Annotated in this window: 12 protein-coding genes; all 12 read left to right on the top strand. The window is 72.2% G+C overall.

Going from position 1 to position 18,058, the window contains the following annotated elements; genetic code table 11:
- The first annotated feature begins 4 nt into the window (after window positions 1-4).
- Window positions 5-370 (top strand): DUF4233 domain-containing protein, encoded by a 366-nt coding sequence (locus ACH4N1_RS02820; protein WP_398094006.1) that lies wholly within the window; start codon window positions 5-7, stop codon window positions 368-370.
- A 64-nt stretch (window positions 371-434) separates the two neighbouring features.
- On the top strand, window positions 435-848 hold the full coding sequence (gene ndk, locus ACH4N1_RS02815) for a nucleoside-diphosphate kinase (RefSeq protein WP_363088256.1): 414 nt from the start codon (window positions 435-437) through the stop codon (window positions 846-848).
- A 401-nt stretch (window positions 849-1,249) separates the two neighbouring features.
- Window positions 1,250-2,269, top strand: coding sequence for a rod shape-determining protein (locus ACH4N1_RS02810; protein ID WP_356559757.1), 1,020 nt, complete (start codon window positions 1,250-1,252; stop codon window positions 2,267-2,269).
- A gap of 178 nt (window positions 2,270-2,447) precedes the next feature.
- Window positions 2,448-3,389 (top strand): rod shape-determining protein MreC, encoded by a 942-nt coding sequence (gene mreC, locus ACH4N1_RS02805; RefSeq protein WP_398094004.1) that lies wholly within the window; start codon window positions 2,448-2,450, stop codon window positions 3,387-3,389.
- Window positions 3,390-3,403: 14 nt separating this feature from the next.
- Window positions 3,404-4,075, top strand: a complete 672-nt coding sequence (gene mreD, locus ACH4N1_RS02800) for a rod shape-determining protein MreD (protein ID WP_366057530.1) — start codon at window positions 3,404-3,406, stop codon at window positions 4,073-4,075.
- 263 nt (window positions 4,076-4,338) lie between these two features.
- Window positions 4,339-6,597, top strand: coding sequence for a penicillin-binding protein 2 (mrdA, locus tag ACH4N1_RS02795; protein WP_398094002.1), 2,259 nt, complete (start codon window positions 4,339-4,341; stop codon window positions 6,595-6,597).
- Window positions 6,594-7,793: a rod shape-determining protein RodA gene (gene rodA, locus ACH4N1_RS02790; RefSeq protein ID WP_398094001.1), complete on the top strand. Its 1,200-nt coding sequence runs from the start codon at window positions 6,594-6,596 to the stop codon at window positions 7,791-7,793. Before mrdA ends, rodA begins: the two co-directional genes overlap by 4 nt.
- Window positions 7,794-7,902: 109 nt before the next feature.
- A complete protein-coding gene (locus ACH4N1_RS02785; RefSeq protein WP_398093999.1) occupies window positions 7,903-9,453 on the top strand; it encodes a CHAD domain-containing protein in 1,551 nt (516 codons plus the stop codon).
- Window positions 9,454-9,572: 119 nt separating this feature from the next.
- Window positions 9,573-11,498: a TIGR03960 family B12-binding radical SAM protein gene (locus ACH4N1_RS02780; RefSeq protein WP_398093998.1), complete on the top strand. Its 1,926-nt coding sequence runs from the start codon at window positions 9,573-9,575 to the stop codon at window positions 11,496-11,498.
- 174 nt (window positions 11,499-11,672) lie between these two features.
- Window positions 11,673-12,719, top strand: a complete 1,047-nt coding sequence (locus ACH4N1_RS02775) for a hypothetical protein (protein ID WP_398093996.1) — start codon at window positions 11,673-11,675, stop codon at window positions 12,717-12,719.
- Window positions 12,720-12,767: 48 nt separating this feature from the next.
- Complete coding sequence (locus ACH4N1_RS02770) at window positions 12,768-13,532, top strand: TIGR03936 family radical SAM-associated protein (RefSeq protein ID WP_398093995.1); 765 nt, start codon at window positions 12,768-12,770, stop codon at window positions 13,530-13,532.
- 277 nt (window positions 13,533-13,809) lie between these two features.
- The gene (locus tag ACH4N1_RS02765) at window positions 13,810-17,988 is read left to right on the top strand and encodes an Rne/Rng family ribonuclease (RefSeq protein ID WP_398093993.1); all 4,179 of its coding nucleotides are present in this window, start codon (window positions 13,810-13,812) and stop codon (window positions 17,986-17,988) included.
- The last annotated feature ends 70 nt before the right edge of the window (window positions 17,989-18,058 follow it).

The following is an 18,058-nucleotide window of genomic DNA, read 5'->3' as shown; positions in this document are numbered from 1 at the left end:
CACCATGCGTACGCTCTGTTCCTCCACCCTGATCGGCGAGTTCTTCATCATCGGCTTCGCCGGTCTGGTCGCCATGAAGGACGCCGACCTCACCACGTCCACGGTGTGGACGGTGTGCGGCATCGCCATGTTCCTCTGCGTGCTGCTGTGCGGCGTGGTCACCCGGCCCGGGGGAGTCGCCCTCGGCTGGGCCCTCCAGGTCGCCCTCGTCCTCAGCGGCTTCGTCGTGCCGATGATGTTCATCCTCGGCGTGCTCTTCGGGGCCCTGTGGTGGGCGTCGGTGCACTACGGACGCAAGATCGACGAGGCGAAGGCGAGGTTCGCCGCACAGGCCGCCGCCTCCCCCTCGGGCACCGCTGACGCTGTGTGACAGGGGCTCGGACACGCCCTGTAATCTCGTCCCACCGCACACCGGCAGCAGAAGGAGCCACCCCGTGAGCCAGCGCACCCTCGTCCTCCTCAAGCCCGACGCCGTCCGTCGTGGCCTGACCGGCGAGATCATCAGCCGTATCGAGCGCAAGGCCGGCTGGCAGATCACCGCGCTGGAACTGCGCACCCTGGACCAGGACACCCTGGAGCAGCACTACGGCGAGCACAAGGGCAAGCCCTTCTACGAGCCGCTGGTGGAGTTCATGTCCTCCGGACCGGTCGTCGCCCTGATCGTCGAGGGCGAGCGGGTCATCGAGGGCGTGCGCGCCCTGGCCGGCCCGACCGACCCGATCGCCGCCGCGCCGGGCTCCATCCGGGGCGACTTCGGCGTGATCGTCCGCGAGAACCTGATCCACGCCTCCGACTCCGAGGAGTCCGCCGAGCGCGAGGTGAAGATCTTCTTCCCCGGACGCGCCTGACCCAGACGCGCCTGACCCCGACGCGCCTGCCCCGGAGACGCCTGGGCCGGGAGCGGCGGGACGAAACCAGCGAACCGGGCGCTTCCGAGCCGTCCCGTCGCGGAGGTTTCGGAAATTTTTCTGAGGGACCGTCACCTCGCCCCGTCGCCTGACCAGGGACGGCCGTACGATTTCGGCCGTCCCTCGGCATATGCGTGCCGATCGGGGGAACGCGTGCCCCCGATGGCCCGTCTCCACAAGCGAGGCGCCGCGGCATCTGCTGACAATGGCGAAGACCCTCGCGCAGTGTTCGTGCAGGCGCGTCTACGATGTAAGCCTTCACGTCACAGCGCCCACCTCGCCGACCTGAAAAGCCCTCACGAGCTCATGGGAAGGCCAGCCGAATCCTGATGGGGAACTCAATGTCGTTCATCGGCCGTGACATGGCTGTCGACCTCGGGACCGCCAACACGCTGGTGTACGTCAGGGGTCGCGGGATCGTACTCAACGAGCCGTCCGTCGTCGCGATCAACACCAACACCGGTGGCATCCTCGCGGTCGGCTCCGAAGCGAAGAAGATGATCGGACGGACCCCCGGCAACATCGTCGCCGTGCGTCCGCTGAAGGACGGCGTCATCGCCGACTTCGAGATCACCGAGCGGATGCTCCGCTACTTCATCCTGAAGATCCACAAGCGGCGGTATCTGGCCAGGCCGCGGGTCGTCGTCTGCGTGCCCTCGGGCATCACGGGCGTCGAGCGCCGCGCCGTCATCGAGGCGTCGACCCAGGCCGGTGCCCGGCAGGTGCACATCATCGAGGAGCCCATGGCCGCGGCCATCGGCTCGGGCCTGCCGGTCCACGAGGCCACGGGCAACATGGTGGTGGACATCGGCGGCGGCACCACGGAGGTCGCGGTCATCTCGCTCGGCGGCATCGTCACCGCCCAGTCCATCCGCGTCGCGGGCGACGAGCTGGACAACGCGATCATCCAGCACATCAAGAAGGAGTACAGCCTCCTCCTCGGTGAGCGGACGGCCGAGCAGATCAAGATCACGATCGGTTCGGCGTACGACCTCGACTCCGACGAGCACACCGAAATCCGTGGCCGGGACCTCGTCTCCGGGCTGCCCAAGACCGTCGTCATCTCGGCCGCCGAGGTGCGCAAGGCGATCGAGGAACCCGTCAACGCGATCGTCGACGCCGTGAAGACCACCCTCGACAAGTGCCCGCCGGAGCTGTCCGGCGACATCATGGACCGCGGAATCGTCCTGACCGGTGGCGGAGCCCTGTTGCGCGGGCTGGACGAGCGGCTGCGCCGGGAGACCGGCATGCCCATCCACATCGCCGAGGACCCGCTGGACAGCGTGGCGCTCGGATCCGGCAAGTGCGTCGAGGAGTTCGAGGCGCTCCAGCAGGTTCTGGACGCGGCGCCGCGCAGATGACGTAACGCTTCGATTCCGCCGTACGGGGCGACCGCCTCTCGTGCGGCGGATCGTCGATATCGAGGCATAAGATCCTCAAGAACCTCCAAGCACCCCATACCGCACCCCCGGATCATGCCGGGGGCGAGCGACATCCCGCATTCCCGCATTCCTATGAGGAAGGGCATGGCCGCCGCACGTGAGGGACACACGAGAGAGCCGGCTGCTCCTGGTGCTGCTGATCGCCGTCGCGTTCGCGCTGATCACGGTGGACATCCGTGGCGGGGAGGACTCCCCGGTCGACGGCGCCCGGCAGGCCGCGGCCGCGGCCTTCGGCCCGGTCGAGGACGGGGTGGCGTCGGCGGTGGACCCCGTCGGCGACGCCGTCTCCGCCGTACGCGACTCCGGCGAGCGCCACGACCGGCTCGCCGCGCTGGAGAAGGAGAACGCCGCCCTCAAGGCGAAACTCGGCAGCGACGACCGCAACCGCAGCCGGCTGGCGCAGCTCGACAAGATCCTCAAGACCGCCGGCGCCGGCCAGTACGGCATCAAGGGCGCCGAGGTCATCGCGATCGGAGCGGCCCAGGGCTTCTCCTGGACCGTCACCATCGACGTCGGCGCACGCGACGGCATCCGACGCGACATGACGGTCCTGAACGGCGACGGACTGGTCGGGCGGGTCACCACCGTCGGGCCGAACACCGCCACCGTCCTGCTCGCCAGCGACCCCGACTTCACCGTCGGCACGCGCATGGAGGCCTCCGACGAACTGGGCTTCGCCTCCGGGCAGGGCGACCGCCCGCTGCGCGTCGAACTCCTCAACGGCAAGGCCGAGGTGAAGAAGGGCGACCGTCTGGTCACCTTCGGCTCGCAGGCCGACAAGCCGTTCGTACCCGGCGTGCCGGTCGGCGTGGTCTCCCGCGTCGACCCGTCCGGCGGCGACCTCACCCGCACCCTCTACGTCACGCCGTACGTCAGCTTCACCAAGCTCGACATCGTCGGCGTCGTCGTCGAGGCCCCGAAGAAGGACCCGCGCGACACCGTGCTGCCCACCAAGCCCAAGCCGGTCCCCACGCCGACGGTGACCGTCACGGTCACCCCGAACGCGAACGCACCCGTCGAAGGCCGGGAAGAGCAGTAGGAGCTGACTACCCCATGCGCGTCAACCGGATCCTGCTCTCCGTCCCGCTGATCGTCGTCGCCCTGGTGATCCAGGTGAGCGTCCTCGCCCGCCTGCACCTCCCCGGCGCGGTCCCCGACCTGCTCCTCCTCACCGTCCTGGGCCTCGCCCTGGTCTACGGCCATGTCGGCGGCGCCCTCATCGGCTTCGGCGCCGGACTGCTGGCCGACCTCGCCCCGCCCGCCGACCACGCCGCCGGCCGCTACGCCCTCGTGCTGTGCGTCATCGGCTACCTGGCCGGGCTCGTCAAGCCGGAGAACGGCCGCATCAAGTCGGCCACCGGACCGATGCTCGTCGTGGTCGCCGCCGCGATCGGCTCCACCCTGCTCTACGCCGGTGTCGGCGCCCTCGTCGGCGACACCGCCGCCCGCCACGTCGGTCTCACCGGCCTGCTGTTCTCGGCGGCCCTGTACGACCTGCTGCTCGCCCCCTTCGTCGTGCCGGGCGTGATGTTCCTGGCCCGGCGCGCGGACAACGACCCGCTCGCCGAGACCAACGCCGCCGCCAAGACGCCCGACATCTCCTCCGGGTGGCTCTCCTCCGGCACCGGCCTGCGGATCGGCGGCCAGCGCGGCGGCCTGAAGATGAAGGCGGCCCGCTCCCGGACGGCCCGTGCCGGGCGCATCAAGGGGGTCAAGAGGCTGTGATCGCGGGGGAGCCGAGGACGGGTGACGCGGAAGACGGTGCCGGCCGCGTCCCGTGCGCGGAGGACGCCCGCGGGTTCACCCGAACGGGGCCGCCGCGGTGGAACGGGGCCTCACAGGCGGATCGTTCATCATGCGTACGCACACCCACCGGCACACGCACACGCACATCCACCGGCACACCCACATCCACCGGCACACGCACACCCACAGGCACTCGCATCCGGGCACACACGTCCGCGCACTGAGAGGGGGAGACCGCCGCAGTGACCAACATTCCCGAGACCGGGAGGACCCCACGGGTCCAGATCCGGCTCGTCGTGATCCAGATCCTCGTCCTCTCCCTCCTCGGCACCCTCGGCGGCCGGCTGTGGTACCTCCAGATCCGTGAGGGCGCCGAGTACGCCAAGGAGGCCTCCGGCAACCACGTCCAGCAGGTCGTCGAGCCCGCCGTGCGCGGCTCCATCCTGGACGCGCGAGGAGTCCCCCTCGCGGACAACGAGACACGGCTCGTCGTCTCCGCCTCCCGTACCGAACTGCTGAAGCAGAAGGACGACGGCAAGGCCGTCCTGGCCAAGCTCGCCGACGTCCTCGGCATGACCGCCGAGGACGTCACGCTGAAGGTCCGGCTGTGCGACGCGGAGACCCCCCAGCCCTGCTGGAACGGCTCGCCCTACCAGCCCATCCCCATCACCGACGAGGCCACGCCCAAGCAGGCCCTCCAGATCCGCGAGCGCGCCGAGGACTTCCCCGGCATCACCGCCGAACCCGAGGCCGTGCGCCGCTACGCGAGCCCCGGCGCGGCCAACACCGCCCAGGTCCTCGGCTACCTCTCCCCGGTCACCGACGAGGAGATCACCAAGGCCCAGGACACCGACTCGCCCTTCCTGCGCTCCGACCAGGTCGGCCGGTCCGGCCTGGAGCGTCAGTACGACAAGGAACTGCGCGGCAAGGCCGGCGTCACCCGCTACGAGGTCGACAACCTCGGCCGGGTCATCGGCGAGGCCGAGGCCGACCCGGCCCAGCCCGGCTCCAACCTCGTCACCAGCATCGACGCCCGCGTCCAGCGAGTCGCCGAGTACGAGCTGAACGAGGCGATGAAGGAAGCCCGCAAGCAGTTCGACAAGAACACCAGCGAGAACTACAAGGCCGACGCGGGCGCGGTCGTGGTGATGGAGGCCAAGACCGGCCGCGTGGTCGCCATGGCGTCCAACCCGAACTACGACCCGAACGCCTGGGTGGGCGGGATCTCCGCCAAGGACTACAAGAAGCTCACCGGGAAGTCCTCCAACTACCCGCTGCTCAACCGGGCCATACAGGGTCAGGCGGCCCCCGGCTCGATCTTCAAGGTGGTCTCCACGGCCGCCGCGGTCCAGGCGGGCTACGAGTTCGACGGACGGTACAACTGCTCCAGCTCGTACTCGGTCGGCGGCCAGGTCTTCAAGAACTTCGAGTCCCAGAACCACGGCCCGATCACCCTCGGCCGCGCCCTGGAGGTCTCCTGCGACACCGTCTTCTACTCCCTCGCCCACCAGCAGTGGCAGAAGGACGGCGGCATCGACCCCAAGGGCAAGCCGAAGGACTACTTCTACAAGACCGCCCACCAGTTCGGCCTCGGCAAGGAGACCGGCATCGACCTCCCCAACGAGGTCAGCGGCCGCGTCCCCGACCGCGAGTGGAAGCAGTCCTACTGGGACGCCAACAAGGCCGGCTGGTGCAAGACCGGCAAGAAGGACGGCAGTTACGTCGAGAAGATCGCGTACGAGAACTGCCTCGAGGGCAACAAGATGCGCGCCGGTGACGAGATCAACTACTCCATCGGCCAGGGCGACACCCTGGTGACCCCCATTCAGATGGCCACCATCTACGCGGCCATCGCCAACGGCGGCACCCTGTACGACCCGACGGTCGGCAAGGCCGTCGTCAGCCCCGACGGCAAGACGGTCCAGGAGATCGAGCCGCAGGCGCACGGCAAGCTGCCCGTCAGCAAGCAGACCCTGGCCCAGATGGACGAGGCCCTCGCCGGCGTGGCCACCCGCGGTACGGCGGCCTGGCGCTTCGGCGGCTGGCCCCAGGACAAGATCGAGATGCACGCCAAGACCGGTACCGCCGAGGTCTACGGCAAGCAGACGACGTCCTGGTTCGCCACGTACACCAAGGACTACTCGATCGTGATGACGATCTCCCAGGGCGGTACGGGTTCCGGTGCCTCCGGCCCGGCCGTGCGGAACATATACGACGCCCTGTACGGCGTCTCCGACGACGGCGTGATCAACAAGAAGAACGCGCTGCTGCCCACCCCGCAGAAGACCCTGCCGAAGATCAAGACGGACGGCACGATCGCGTCCCCGAAGATCTCCAAGGACCCGGCGAAGGAGCAGCAGACCTACCAGAAGGCCACCGGGACCGGCACCCCCGCCCCGGACGCCACGCAGCAGGGGGCGACCACCGCCTCACCCGAGGCCACCAACCGTGACACGCGGCGGCGAGGACGCCGGCGAGGAAGCCGGAGGAAGTGCACATGACCGGCGCGAACGGCTTCTCCGTCTCCGGGTACGGGCCCGAACGGGCCGGCTGGACGCGGCTCTTCGCCCGCGACTCGCTGGCGCGGCGCCTGGACTGGCCGATACTGCTGGCGGCGATCGCGCTGTCGCTGATCGGCTCCCTCCTGGTGTACTCGGCGACCCGCAACCGCACCGAGATCAACCAGGGCGACCCGTACTTCTTCCTGCTGCGGCACCTGCTGAACACCGGCATCGGGCTCGCCCTGATGATCGCCACGGTCTGGCTCGGCCACCGCACACTGCGCAACGCCGTACCGGTCCTGTACGGCCTGTCGGTCCTGCTGATCCTGCTGGTGCTCACCCCGCTCGGCTCCACCGTCAACGGCGCGCACTCCTGGATCCAGCTCGGCGGCGGCTTCTCGCTCCAGCCCTCGGAGTTCGTGAAGATCACGATCATCCTGGGCATGGCCATGCTGCTGGCGGCCCGGGTCGACGCCGGCGACAAGCTCTACCCCGACCACCGCACGGTGCTCCAGGCCCTCGGCCTGGCCGCCGTACCGATGCTGATCGTCATGCTGATGCCCGACCTCGGGTCGGTCATGGTCATGGTCATCATCGTGCTGGGCGTGCTGCTGGCCTCCGGCGCCTCCAACCGGTGGGTCTTCGGGCTGCTCGGCGCGGGCGTGGCCGGCGCGCTCGCCGTCTGGCAGCTGCACATCCTGGACGAGTACCAGATCGCCCGCTTCGCGGCCTTCGCCAACCCCAGCCTCGACCCCGCGGGTGTCGGCTACAACACCAACCAGGCGCGCATCGCCATCGGTTCGGGCGGCCTGACCGGGTCCGGACTGTTCGAGGGCTCGCAGACGACCGGCCAGTTCGTGCCCGAACAGCAGACGGACTTCGTGTTCACGGTCGCCGGCGAGGAACTGGGCTTCGTCGGCGGCGGCCTCATCATCGTGCTGCTCGGCGTCGTCCTGTGGCGGGCCTGCCGCATCGCCCGCGAGACGACCGAGCTGTACGGCACGATCGTCGCCGCCGGGATAGTCGCCTGGTTCGCCTTCCAGTCCTTCGAGAACATCGGCATGACCCTAGGCATCATGCCGGTCACCGGCCTGCCCCTGCCGTTCGTGTCCTACGGCGGCACGTCGATGTTCGCGGTGTGGGTGGCGGTCGGACTGCTGCAGTCGATCCGGGTCCAGCGACCCATGTCGGCCTGAGCGCCCCGCACACCACGGCACTCACCGCGCCCCGCGTGCGGAGGAAGCGGAGCAAGTCGAGCCCGGTCGGCCCTGCCGTCCCGGGCTCGACCCCCACTAGATTCGGGTCATGACGGAGACGAAACGCGAGGTCGAGCGCAAGTACGAATCCGATGACGACGGGCTGCCCGATCTGACGGGCGTCGCCGGGGTCGCCGCCGTCCTCGACAAGGGCGTCACCGAACTGGACGCCACCTACTACGACACCGCCGACGCGCGGCTCTCCGCCGCCTCCCTCACCCTGCGGCGCCGCACCGGCGGCTCCGACGCGGGCTGGCACCTGAAGTTCCCCGTCGCCCCCGGCGTCCGCGACGAGATCCGGGCACCGCTGTCCGACACCCTCCCGCGCGCCCTCGCCGGCCTGGTCCGCTCCCGCGTGCGGGACGCCGGGCTGGCACCGGTCGTCCGGCTCCGCTCCGCCCGCGACGTCCGCGAGCTGGTCGACGCCGAGGGCCGGCTGCTCGCCGAGGTCAGCGCGGACGCGGTGCGCGCCGACCGGCTGACCGGGGACGGCGGCTCCGCCCGGTGGACCGAGATCGAGGTGGAACTCGCCGACGACGGCGACCCCGACTTCCTCGACGAGGTGGAGGAACGGCTCCGCGCGGCGGGCGTACGGCCCTCCGGGTCGGCGTCGAAGCTGGCACGCGCACTGGCGGAGACGGAACCGCGACGGAAGAAGGACGGGAAACCCAGGCGGAAGCCGCAGGCCGGCGGGAGGCGCGCCCCCCAGAAGACCGCTTCCGGCGCCACGGCGACCGCCGGGGACCACGTCCTGGCGTACCTGCGCACCCAGCGGGACGCGATCGTCGCACTGGATCCGGCCGTCCGCCGGGAACTGCCCGACTCCGTGCACGGCATGCGCGTCGCCACCCGACGGATGCGCAGCGCCTTCCGCTCCTACATCAAGGTCCTCGACCGCACCGTCACCGACCCGGCAGGCGAGGAACTGAAGTGGCTCGCCGGGGAACTGGGCGTGGACCGCGACCAGGAGGTGCTCACCGACCGGCTGACGGCCGCCCTGGACGCACTGCCGCGCCCCCTGGTCGTCGGCCCCGTCCGCAAACGGCTCCGCACCTGGGCGCGGGCCGGCAGCAACGGCTCACGCCGGCGCCTGATCGCCGTACTGGACGGCGCACGGTATCTGACGCTGCTGGACACCCTGGACCGGCTGCTCGACGAGCCGCCCCTGCTGCCCGCCGCCGCGGGCACCCCGGAGAAGGTGCTCGCCAAGGCCGTGCGCAAGGACCTCGCACGGGTCGCCACCCTGGTCCAGGAGGCACTCGCCCAGCCGCCGGGGACCGGCCGGGACCTGGCCCTGCACGAGGCCCGCAAGAAGGCCAAGCGGACCCGCTACTGCGCCGAGACCGCCGCGCCCGCGCTCGGCGGACCCGCCGCCGACCTGGTCCGTCACATGAAGTCCCTCCAGGGCCTGCTCGGCGACCACCAGGACAGCGTGATGGCCCGGGAGGCCCTGCGCGGCCTCGCCGCCCAGGCACACGCGGCGGGGGAGAGCGCCTTCACCTACGGACTGCTCCACGGCCGGGAGGAACGACGCGCGGAACTGGCGGAGGCGGCGCTGCCCCAGGCGTGGGAGACGACCGGCGCGGCGACGGCGGTCTGAGGCACCGGGCCCTTCCGGCGTTCGGCGACACCTCGTGAGCGGGTTAGGCTAGATGGTCACCCTCCCCCAGCCCCTCCGGCCGGGGGTGCCCCCAGCCAGCTCACGAAGGTAACCTCGCGATGTCTGTCGAGTCGGTCTTCCCGCAGCTCGAAGCTCTGCTCCCGCACGTGCAGAAGCCGATCCAGTACGTCGGCGGCGAACTCAACTCCACGGTCAAGCCCTGGGAGTCCTGCGACGTCCGCTGGGCGCTGATGTACCCGGACGCCTACGAGGTCGGGCTCCCCAACCAGGGCGTCATGATCCTCTACGAGGTCCTCAACGAGCAGCAGGGCGTCCTCGCCGAGCGCACGTACAGCGTGTGGCCGGACCTGGAGGCCCTGATGCGCGAGCACCGCGTCCCCCAGTTCACCGTGGACAGCCACCGCCCGGTGAAGGCCTTCGACGTGTTCGGTCTGTCCTTCTCCACCGAGCTGGGCTACACGAACATGCTGACCGCCCTGGACCTGGCGGGCATCCCGCTGGAGGCCCGGGACCGCGGTCTCGACGACCCGATCGTGCTGGCCGGCGGCCACGCGGCCTTCAACCCCGAGCCGATCGCCGACTTCATCGACGCGGCGGTCATCGGCGACGGCGAGCAGGCCGTGCTCGACATGACGAGGATCATCCGGGAGTGGAAGGCCGAGGGCCGGCCGGGCGGCCGCGAGGAGGTGCTCCTGCGCCTGGCGAAGACCGGCGGCGTGTACATCCCGCGCTTCTACGACGTCGAGTACCTGCCGGACGGCCGCATCGCCCGCGTCGTGCCCAACCGGTCCGGTGTTCCGTGGCGGGTGTCGAAGCACACGGTCATGGACCTCGACGAGTGGCCGTACCCGAAGCAGCCCCTCGTCCCGCTCGCCGAGACGGTGCACGAGCGGATGTCGGTGGAGATCTTCCGCGGCTGCACCCGCGGCTGCCGCTTCTGCCAGGCCGGCATGATCACCCGCCCGGTCCGTGAGCGCTCCATCACCGGCATCGGCGAGATGGTGGAGAAGGGCCTGAAGGCGACCGGCTTCGAGGAGGTCGGCCTGCTGTCGCTGTCCTCCGCGGACCACAGCGAGATCGGCGACGTCGCCAAGGGCCTCGCCGACCGCTACGAAGAGGACAAGATCGGCCTCTCCCTGCCCTCGACCCGCGTGGACGCCTTCAACGTCGACCTGGCCAACGAGCTGACGCGCAACGGCCGCCGGTCCGGCCTCACCTTCGCCCCCGAGGGCGGCTCCGAACGCATGCGCAAGGTCATCAACAAGATGGTCTCGGAAGAGGACCTGATCCGCACCGTCGCCACCGCGTACGGCAACGGCTGGCGCCAGGTGAAGCTGTACTTCATGTGCGGTCTGCCGACGGAGACCGACGAGGACGTCCTGCAGATCGCCGACATGGCGACCCGCGTCATCCAGAAGGGCCGCGAGGTCTCCGGCGCCAACGACATCCGCTGCACGGTCTCCATCGGCGGCTTCGTGCCCAAGCCGCACACCCCCTTCCAGTGGGCGCCGCAGCTCTCCGCCGAGGAGACGGACGCCCGCCTGGAGAAGCTCCGCGACAAGATCCGCGGCGACAAGAAGTACGGCCGCTCGATCGGCTTCCGCTACCACGACGGCAAGCCCGGCATCGTCGAGGGCCTGCTGTCCCGCGGCGACCGCCGCATCGGCGCCGTCATCCGCGCCGTCTACGAGGACGGCGGCCGCTTCGACGGCTGGCGCGAACACTTCTCCTACGACCGCTGGATGAGCTGCGCCGACAAGGCCCTGGCCCCCTTCGGCGTGGACGTCGACTGGTACACCACCCGTGAGCGCGGCTACGAGGAGGTCCTGCCCTGGGACCACCTGGACTCCGGCCTCGACAAGGACTGGCTCTGGGAGGACTGGCAGGACGCCCTCGACGAGACCGAGGTCGAGGACTGCCGCTGGACACCGTGCTTCGACTGCGGCGTGTGTCCTGCCATGGACACTTCCATCCAGATCGGTCCCACGGGGAAGAAGCTGCTGCCGCTGACGGTCGTGAAGTAGCGCCGCCGCGCGCGGGAGGGCCCGGCCGCACCGAACGGTGCGGCCGGGCCCTCGTGCGTGGGCGGGGTCCCGGGCGGCCGATGGCGCCGGTCTTCCGGGCGGCGGCGCGAAGCCGGGGACGCGCGAGGCGGGAACCACGGGATCCGTACGGGCCGCCGTGGCGTCCTGGTGGGTATGGACCTCGACAAACCGTCCGGCGAACCGTCCGTCCGCCGGCCCGCGCCGCAGCAGCCCGAGGGGTGTCTCGTCGTCGCGATCCGGCTGCCCGTGCGGATCGTCGCGCTCGTCCTGGTCCTGCCGGTGCGCATGGCGTGGGACGCGCTCGTCGTCGCCGGCCGCTTCCTGAACCGCATCCTGCTGCGCCCGCTCGGCCGGGCCCTGCTGTGGCTGGGCAGGGTCCTCGTGGTCCTGCCCCTGACGGGCCTGTGGCGGTACGTCGTCGTCCCCGTCGGCAAGGCCCTGGCCCGGCTGGCGAAGGTGCTGGTCGTCGCCCCGCTGGTGTGGTGCCACCGCTACCTCCTCACCCCCGTCGGCCACGCCCTGGCCTGGCTGTACGCGCACGTCCTCACCCCCGCGGCCGTCGGCCTGGGAGCCGCCCTGGCCTGGCTGGCGCGGTGCCTGGTCGCCGTACCCGCCCGTTGGCTGTACGGCTGGCTGCTCGTCCCCGCCGGACGGGCGATCGCCTGGTGCGCGCTGGGTCTGTGGCGGCTGCTGGCCCTGCTCGTCGCGGGAATCGGCCGGGTCCTGTACTGGGTCACCCGCATCCTCGTCGTGCTGCCCGCCCTGACCCTGTGGCGCTGGGTCCTCGTGCCGGTCGGCCGGGTCCTCGCCGTCGTCGGACGGGAGGCGGGGGACGCCCTCCGGCACGCCTGGCGGATCGCCGGACACCTCTCGCTCGCCGTCGGGCGGATCCTCGGGACCCTCCTGCGGTGGATCTTCGTGGAGCCGGTGCGCCGGCTGTACCGCAGCGTGCTGACGCCGGTCGGGCACCTCGTCCGCGACGCCGTGCTGCGGCCCGCCGCCGAGGCCGCGCGCGCCGTGGGCCGCACCGGACGGCAGGCCCTGGCCGCCGCCCGCGCGTCCGTGCGGCAGGCGCGCGCCGACGTGCGACGGCTGCTGTTCGGCGAGCCCCGGCGGCCCGAGCCCGTGGCCCGGAGGGAACCTTCCAGGCGCGGGGCACGTACTCTTGATAGCAGTACGACCGCTCTCACGAAGGACTGAACGACACTGGGCAAGCGACAGCCCGAAGGCCCGCCGCCCGCACCCGCGGTGCAGCGCATCCGCCTGCGCTACACCAAGCGCGGCCGCCTCCGGTTCACCAGCCACCGTGACTTCCAGCGTGCCTTCGAGCGCGCGTTGCGCCGTGCCGAGGTGCCGATGGCGTACTCGGCGGGGTTCACGCCGCACCCGAAGGTGTCGTACGCCAATGCCGCACCCACCGGCACGGGCAGCGAGGCGGAGTATCTGGAGATCGCGCTCACCGCGGTGCGGGACCCGCAGAAGCTGCGTGAGCTGCTCGACGAGTCGTTGCCCACCGGGCTCGACATCGTCGACGCGGTCGAGGCCCGTACGTCGGGGCTCGCCGACCGGCTCACGGCCTCCGTGTGGGAGATGCGCCTGCCGGGCGTGGACCCCGCGGAAGCCGACCGCGCGGTGGCCGCGTTCGTCGCGGCCGACACCGTCGAGGTGCAGCGACTGATGAAGAACGGCGTCCGCACCTTCGACGCCCGCTCCGCCGTCGCCCACCTCGAAACACTGGATCCACAGGCCGATAGGCCGACGGACCAGCCCTGTGCGATACTGCGGCTGGTTGTTCGGCACGTGACGCCTGCCGTTCGACCCGACGACGTCCTGTCCGGTCTTCGCGCCGTGGCCGACCTGGCGCCGCCGGTCCCCGCAGGGGTGACCAGGCTGGCGCAGGGGCTGTTCGATGAAGAGACCGGCGCGGTGACCGACCCGCTCGCGCCCGACCGCGAGGCAGCCGAGGCCCTGACAACGGCCGATGCGACTGCCGCCGCGAAGGCGCCGGCGTAAGGAAGGTTCCGCACAGGGACGCACGTCGTAGCGCAGCCCTCGCACTCGGGAGCCACCTGGGTCGGGCAGCGCACCGACCACAAGACTTTCGCCAGGCCGTGCACATTCGGTGTACGGAACCGGCGAGACAGGACACTAGAGAGCTCCCGTGCGGCGCCCGCGCCCCGGACGGCGGCACCGCGCACAGCGCGAGCCGCGGACGTCAACGGCGACCGATCCACCGTGATCGGCACCGGACCAGCGCGGCGCCCGGGAGCCTGACGGGAGATACGCCCGCATGCTCGAACCGACCGAATCCACCGAGTCCGTTCCGGACTCCGCATCGAACACCCCGAGCGACACCCTGCCGCCGCGTCGTCGGCGCCGTGCCGCCTCCCGGCCGGCGGGCCCGCCGGCCGGAGCCGCCGAGGCCTCCGCCGAGACCGTCGAGCCGACCGCAGCGGCCGCCGAGACCGCCGCCGACCTGGCCGCGGAGGACACCGGGGAAGAGACGACGGCCGACACCGCCGTCGAGGCCGCGAAGGCCCCCGAGGAAGCCGCGCCCGCCGCCCGTCCGCGCCGTCGCGCCAGCCGCCGGGCGTCCGCGCCCGCCGGTGCTCCGGCCGGTGCCTCCGCCGCGGCCGAGGCCGCCGAGACCGTGGTGCCCGCGACCGCCGCCGCGCCGGCGGAGCCGGCCGAGGTCGTTGCCGCCGTGGAGCAGGCCCCCGCCGAGGAACCCGCACCGCGCCGTACCCGCCGCCGGGCCACCCGCACCGTGACGGCACCCGCTGCCGTGGAGCAGACCGAGACCCCGGAGACCACCACGGTGGCCCCCGAGAGCGAGACCCCCGAGGCCGCCGTGACGGCGGAGCCCGCCGAGGCCGCGCCCGCCGAGGCCGCGCCCGCCGGGCGGACCCGCCGCAGGGCCACGCGCCGGGCGACGGCACCCACCGGTGCGCCGCAGGCGGCCGAGGCCACCGAGGTCACCGAGACCGCCGACCGGGCAGCCGAGGTGCCCGCCGTGGCCGAGCAGGCCGAGCCCGCCGAGGCGCCCGCCGCCGAGGAGGCGGCGCCCAAGGGCCGTACGCGCCGTCGGGCCGCCCGCGCCGCCGCCGCCCCCGCCGAGGCGCCGGAGCAGCCGGAGCAGGCCGAGGCTCCCGCCGAGCCCGCCGCAGTGGAGGCGAAGGCGCCCGAGGCGCCCGCGCCGCAGGCCGAGGAGGAGGCGGGCCCCCGCCGTGGGCGTCGGCGCGTCACCCGCAAGGCCGCCGTCGGGTTCTCCGCGCCGCCGCCTGCGGCCGCCGAGGAGGACGCCCCGCGTCGTCCCGCCCGTCCCGCGGTCGCCGTGTTCCAGGCGCCCGTGTTCACCGAGCCGCGCTTCCAGACGCCCGAGCGCGCCGCCGCCGAGGCCGCTGCCGCCGGGACCGAGGTGGAGGAGCCCGTCGAGGAGCCCGTGGCGCCGGTCGAGGTCGTCGAGGAGCTTCCGGAGGAGCAGACCGGACCGCGGCGCCGCCGCAGGCGCCGGGCCGCCGCTCCCGCCGAGGAGCCCACCGAGCCGGCCGTGGCCGCCGAGCCCGCCGCCGACGACGAGGCGGAGCCGGAGGAGGCCGAGGAGGCCGCCGACGACACCGCCGACGGTGACGACGACACCGACGAGGGCGCGTCGCGCCGCCGTCGCCGCCGGGGTGGCCGTCGCCGCCGTCGCGGTGACAGCGCCGAGGGCGACTCCGGTGACGTCGACGCCGACGACCTGGCCGCCGAGCAGGCCGCGCAGGACGCCGAGGACACCGCCGAGCAGGACGACGAGGACGCCGAGGAGGGCTCCGCCGACGACGAGGCGGGCTCCACCGCGGGCAGCCGACGCCGCCGCCGGCGTCGTCGCCGTGCCGGGGACTCCTCGACCGACGTCGAGCCGGACGCCGGCGACCCGGAGCGCACCGTCGTCAAGGTCCGCGAGCCGCGCAAGGCCGGCGAGCCGTCCGACGAGGTCCAGTCCATCAAGGGCTCGACCCGTCTGGAGGCGAAGAAGCAGCGCCGCCGCGAGGGCCGTGAGCAGGGCCGCCGCCGCGTCCCGATCATCACCGAGGCCGAGTTCCTGGCCCGCCGCGAGGCCGTCGAGCGCGTGATGGTCGTCCGCCAGCACGGCGACCGCACGCAGATCGGCGTCCTGGAGGACGGCGTGCTCGTCGAGCACTACGTCAACAAGGAGCAGGCCACCTCCTACGTCGGCAACGTCTACCTGGGCAAGGTCCAGAACGTGCTGCCGTCGATGGAGGCCGCCTTCATCGACATCGGCAAGGGCCGCAACGCCGTCCTGTACGCCGGCGAGGTCAACTTCGAGGCGCTGGGCATGGCCAACGGGCCGCGCCGCATCGAGTCCGCCCTGAAGTCCGGCCAGCCGGTCCTCACCCAGGTCACCAAGGACCCGATCGGGCACAAGGGCGCCCGTCTGACCAGCCAGGTCTCCCTGCCGGGCCGCTACCTCGTGTACGTGCCCGAGGGTTCGATGACCGGCATCAGCCGCAAGCTGCCCGACACCGAGCGGGCCCGGCTGAAGAGCATCCTCAAGAAGATCGTCCCCGAGGACGCGGGCGTCATCGTGCGCACCGCCGCCGAGGGCGCGAGCGAGGACGAGCTGCGCCGTGACGTCGAGCGGCTCCAGTCGCAGTGGGAGGACATCCAGAAGAAGGCCAAGAGCGGCAACGCCCCGACGCTGCTGTACGGCGAGCCGGACATGACCGTCCGCGTCGTCCGCGACATCTTCAACGAGGACTTCACCAAGGTCGTCGTCAGCGGCGACGAGGCCTGGTCGACCATCCACGGCTACGTCTCCCACGTCGCCCCGGACCTGGCCGACCGGCTGTCGAAGTGGACCTCCGAGGTCGACGTCTTCGCCACCTACCGGATCGACGAGCAGCTCGCCAAGGCACTGGACCGCAAGGTCTGGCTGCCCAGCGGCGGTTCGCTGGTGATCGACCGGACCGAGGCGATGGTCGTCGTCGACGTCAACACCGGCAAGTTCACCGGTCAGGGCGGCAACCTCGAGGAGACGGTCACCAGGAACAACCTGGAGGCGGCCGAGGAGATCGTGCGCCAGCTCAGGCTGCGCGACCTCGGCGGCATCATCGTCATCGACTTCATCGACATGGTGCTGGAGTCCAACCGGGACCTGGTGCTGCGGCGCCTGCTGGAGTGCCTGGGCCGGGACCGCACCAAGCACCAGGTCGCCGAGGTGACCTCGCTGGGTCTGGTGCAGATGACCCGCAAGCGGGTCGGCCAGGGCCTGCTGGAGTCGTTCTCCGAGACCTGCGTCCACTGCAACGGCCGCGGTGTCATCGTCCACCTCGACCAGCCGACCGCCGTCGGTGGCGGCGGCAAGCGCGGCAAGAAGCGCGGTCGGGGCGGCGACGCCCACGAGCACGAGCACGAGACCGCCGCCGAGACCGTGGTGAGCGCCGGCGAGGAGACCGAGAGCGTGGCCGAGGTCGCCGCCGAGGCGGCCGAGCCGATCGCCCTGGAGGCGCCCGACTTCGAGCCCGACGAGGAGCTGTACAGCAGCGTCGCCGAGGCGGAGGCCGCCGCCGGCCGCGGCCGTGGCCGCCGCCGGTCGAGCCGCCGGGCCTCGGCCCCCGCGGGTGCGCCGAGGGGCGGTGCGCCGAAGCGGGAGGCCGTGTCCGAGCCGGTCGCGGAGGCGCCCACGGCGCAGGACGTGACCGCCGAGGCGGAGGCCGGGCGTCCGGTGCAGCCCGCCGAGGCCGCCGTTGCGCACGCCGCGCCGACGGCCGTCGAGGACCCGGTCGTCGAGGCCGCCGCGGCCGAGGCCCCCGCCGTCGAGGAGGCGGCGCCCAAGGGCCGTACGCGTCGGCGGGCCACGCGCAAGGTGTCCGCGCCGGCCGGTTCGCCCGCCGGAGCGGAAGCCGCCGTGGTGACGGTCGCCGAGTCGGCGCCCGCGCAGGTTCCGGCGGAGCAGCCCGAGGCGCGGGCCGAGTCCGTCGCCGAGCCGGCCGCGGAGCCCGTGGCCGGGCCGGTCGTCGAGAGCGCGGCCCCGGCTCGTCCGCGGCGCCGCGCCGTGCGCAAGGCCACCGCGCCCACCGCACCCGAGGAGACGGCCGTCGTGGTCGTCCCGTCGGTCGCGGCGGAGGCCACGGCGGACGCCTCCACGGAGGTCCCGGCCGAGGTTCCGGCGGATGCTTCGGTCGAGGTCGAGGTCGAGGTCGAGGTCGCGGCGGAGGCCGCGGCCACCGCCGAGGAGCCGGAGGAGGGCGCCCCGGTCAAGAAGACGGCCGCCCGCAAGACGGCGAAGAAGGCCACGGCCAAGAAGGCCGCCACCAAGAAGACCGTCGCGAAGAAGACGGCCGCGAAGAAGACGGTGGCCAAGAAGACGACGGCCAAGAAGGCCGCGAAGTCGACGGCGTCGAAGACGACGACCGCGGCGGCGCAGCAGGCCGTGCCGTCCGTCTCGGCCGGCACGGAGGACTGACCGTCCCGTCGGCCCTGCGGCCGGCCGGACGACGGCGGCGGGTGCCGCCCGGTGGCAACCGGGTGGCCCT

The organism is Streptomyces sp. NPDC017202, assembly GCF_044331705.1.
GTDB lineage: Bacteria > Actinomycetota > Actinomycetes > Streptomycetales > Streptomycetaceae > Streptomyces.
This window is presented reverse-complemented; position numbering and strand designations above follow the sequence as displayed.

Coding starts and splice junctions, on each gene's coding strand:
- ACH4N1_RS02765 (WP_398093993.1), top strand. CDS start 13,810: ATGCTCGAACCGACCGAATCCACCGAGTCCGTTCCGGACTCCGCATCG.
- ACH4N1_RS02810 (WP_356559757.1), top strand. CDS start 1,250: ATGTCGTTCATCGGCCGTGACATGGCTGTCGACCTCGGGACCGCCAAC.
- mreD (WP_366057530.1), top strand. CDS start 3,404: ATGCGCGTCAACCGGATCCTGCTCTCCGTCCCGCTGATCGTCGTCGCC.
- rodA (WP_398094001.1), top strand. CDS start 6,594: ATGACCGGCGCGAACGGCTTCTCCGTCTCCGGGTACGGGCCCGAACGG.
- ACH4N1_RS02780 (WP_398093998.1), top strand. CDS start 9,573: ATGTCTGTCGAGTCGGTCTTCCCGCAGCTCGAAGCTCTGCTCCCGCAC.
- ACH4N1_RS02785 (WP_398093999.1), top strand. CDS start 7,903: ATGACGGAGACGAAACGCGAGGTCGAGCGCAAGTACGAATCCGATGAC.
- ACH4N1_RS02775 (WP_398093996.1), top strand. CDS start 11,673: ATGGACCTCGACAAACCGTCCGGCGAACCGTCCGTCCGCCGGCCCGCG.
- ACH4N1_RS02820 (WP_398094006.1), top strand. CDS start 5: ATGCGTACGCTCTGTTCCTCCACCCTGATCGGCGAGTTCTTCATCATC.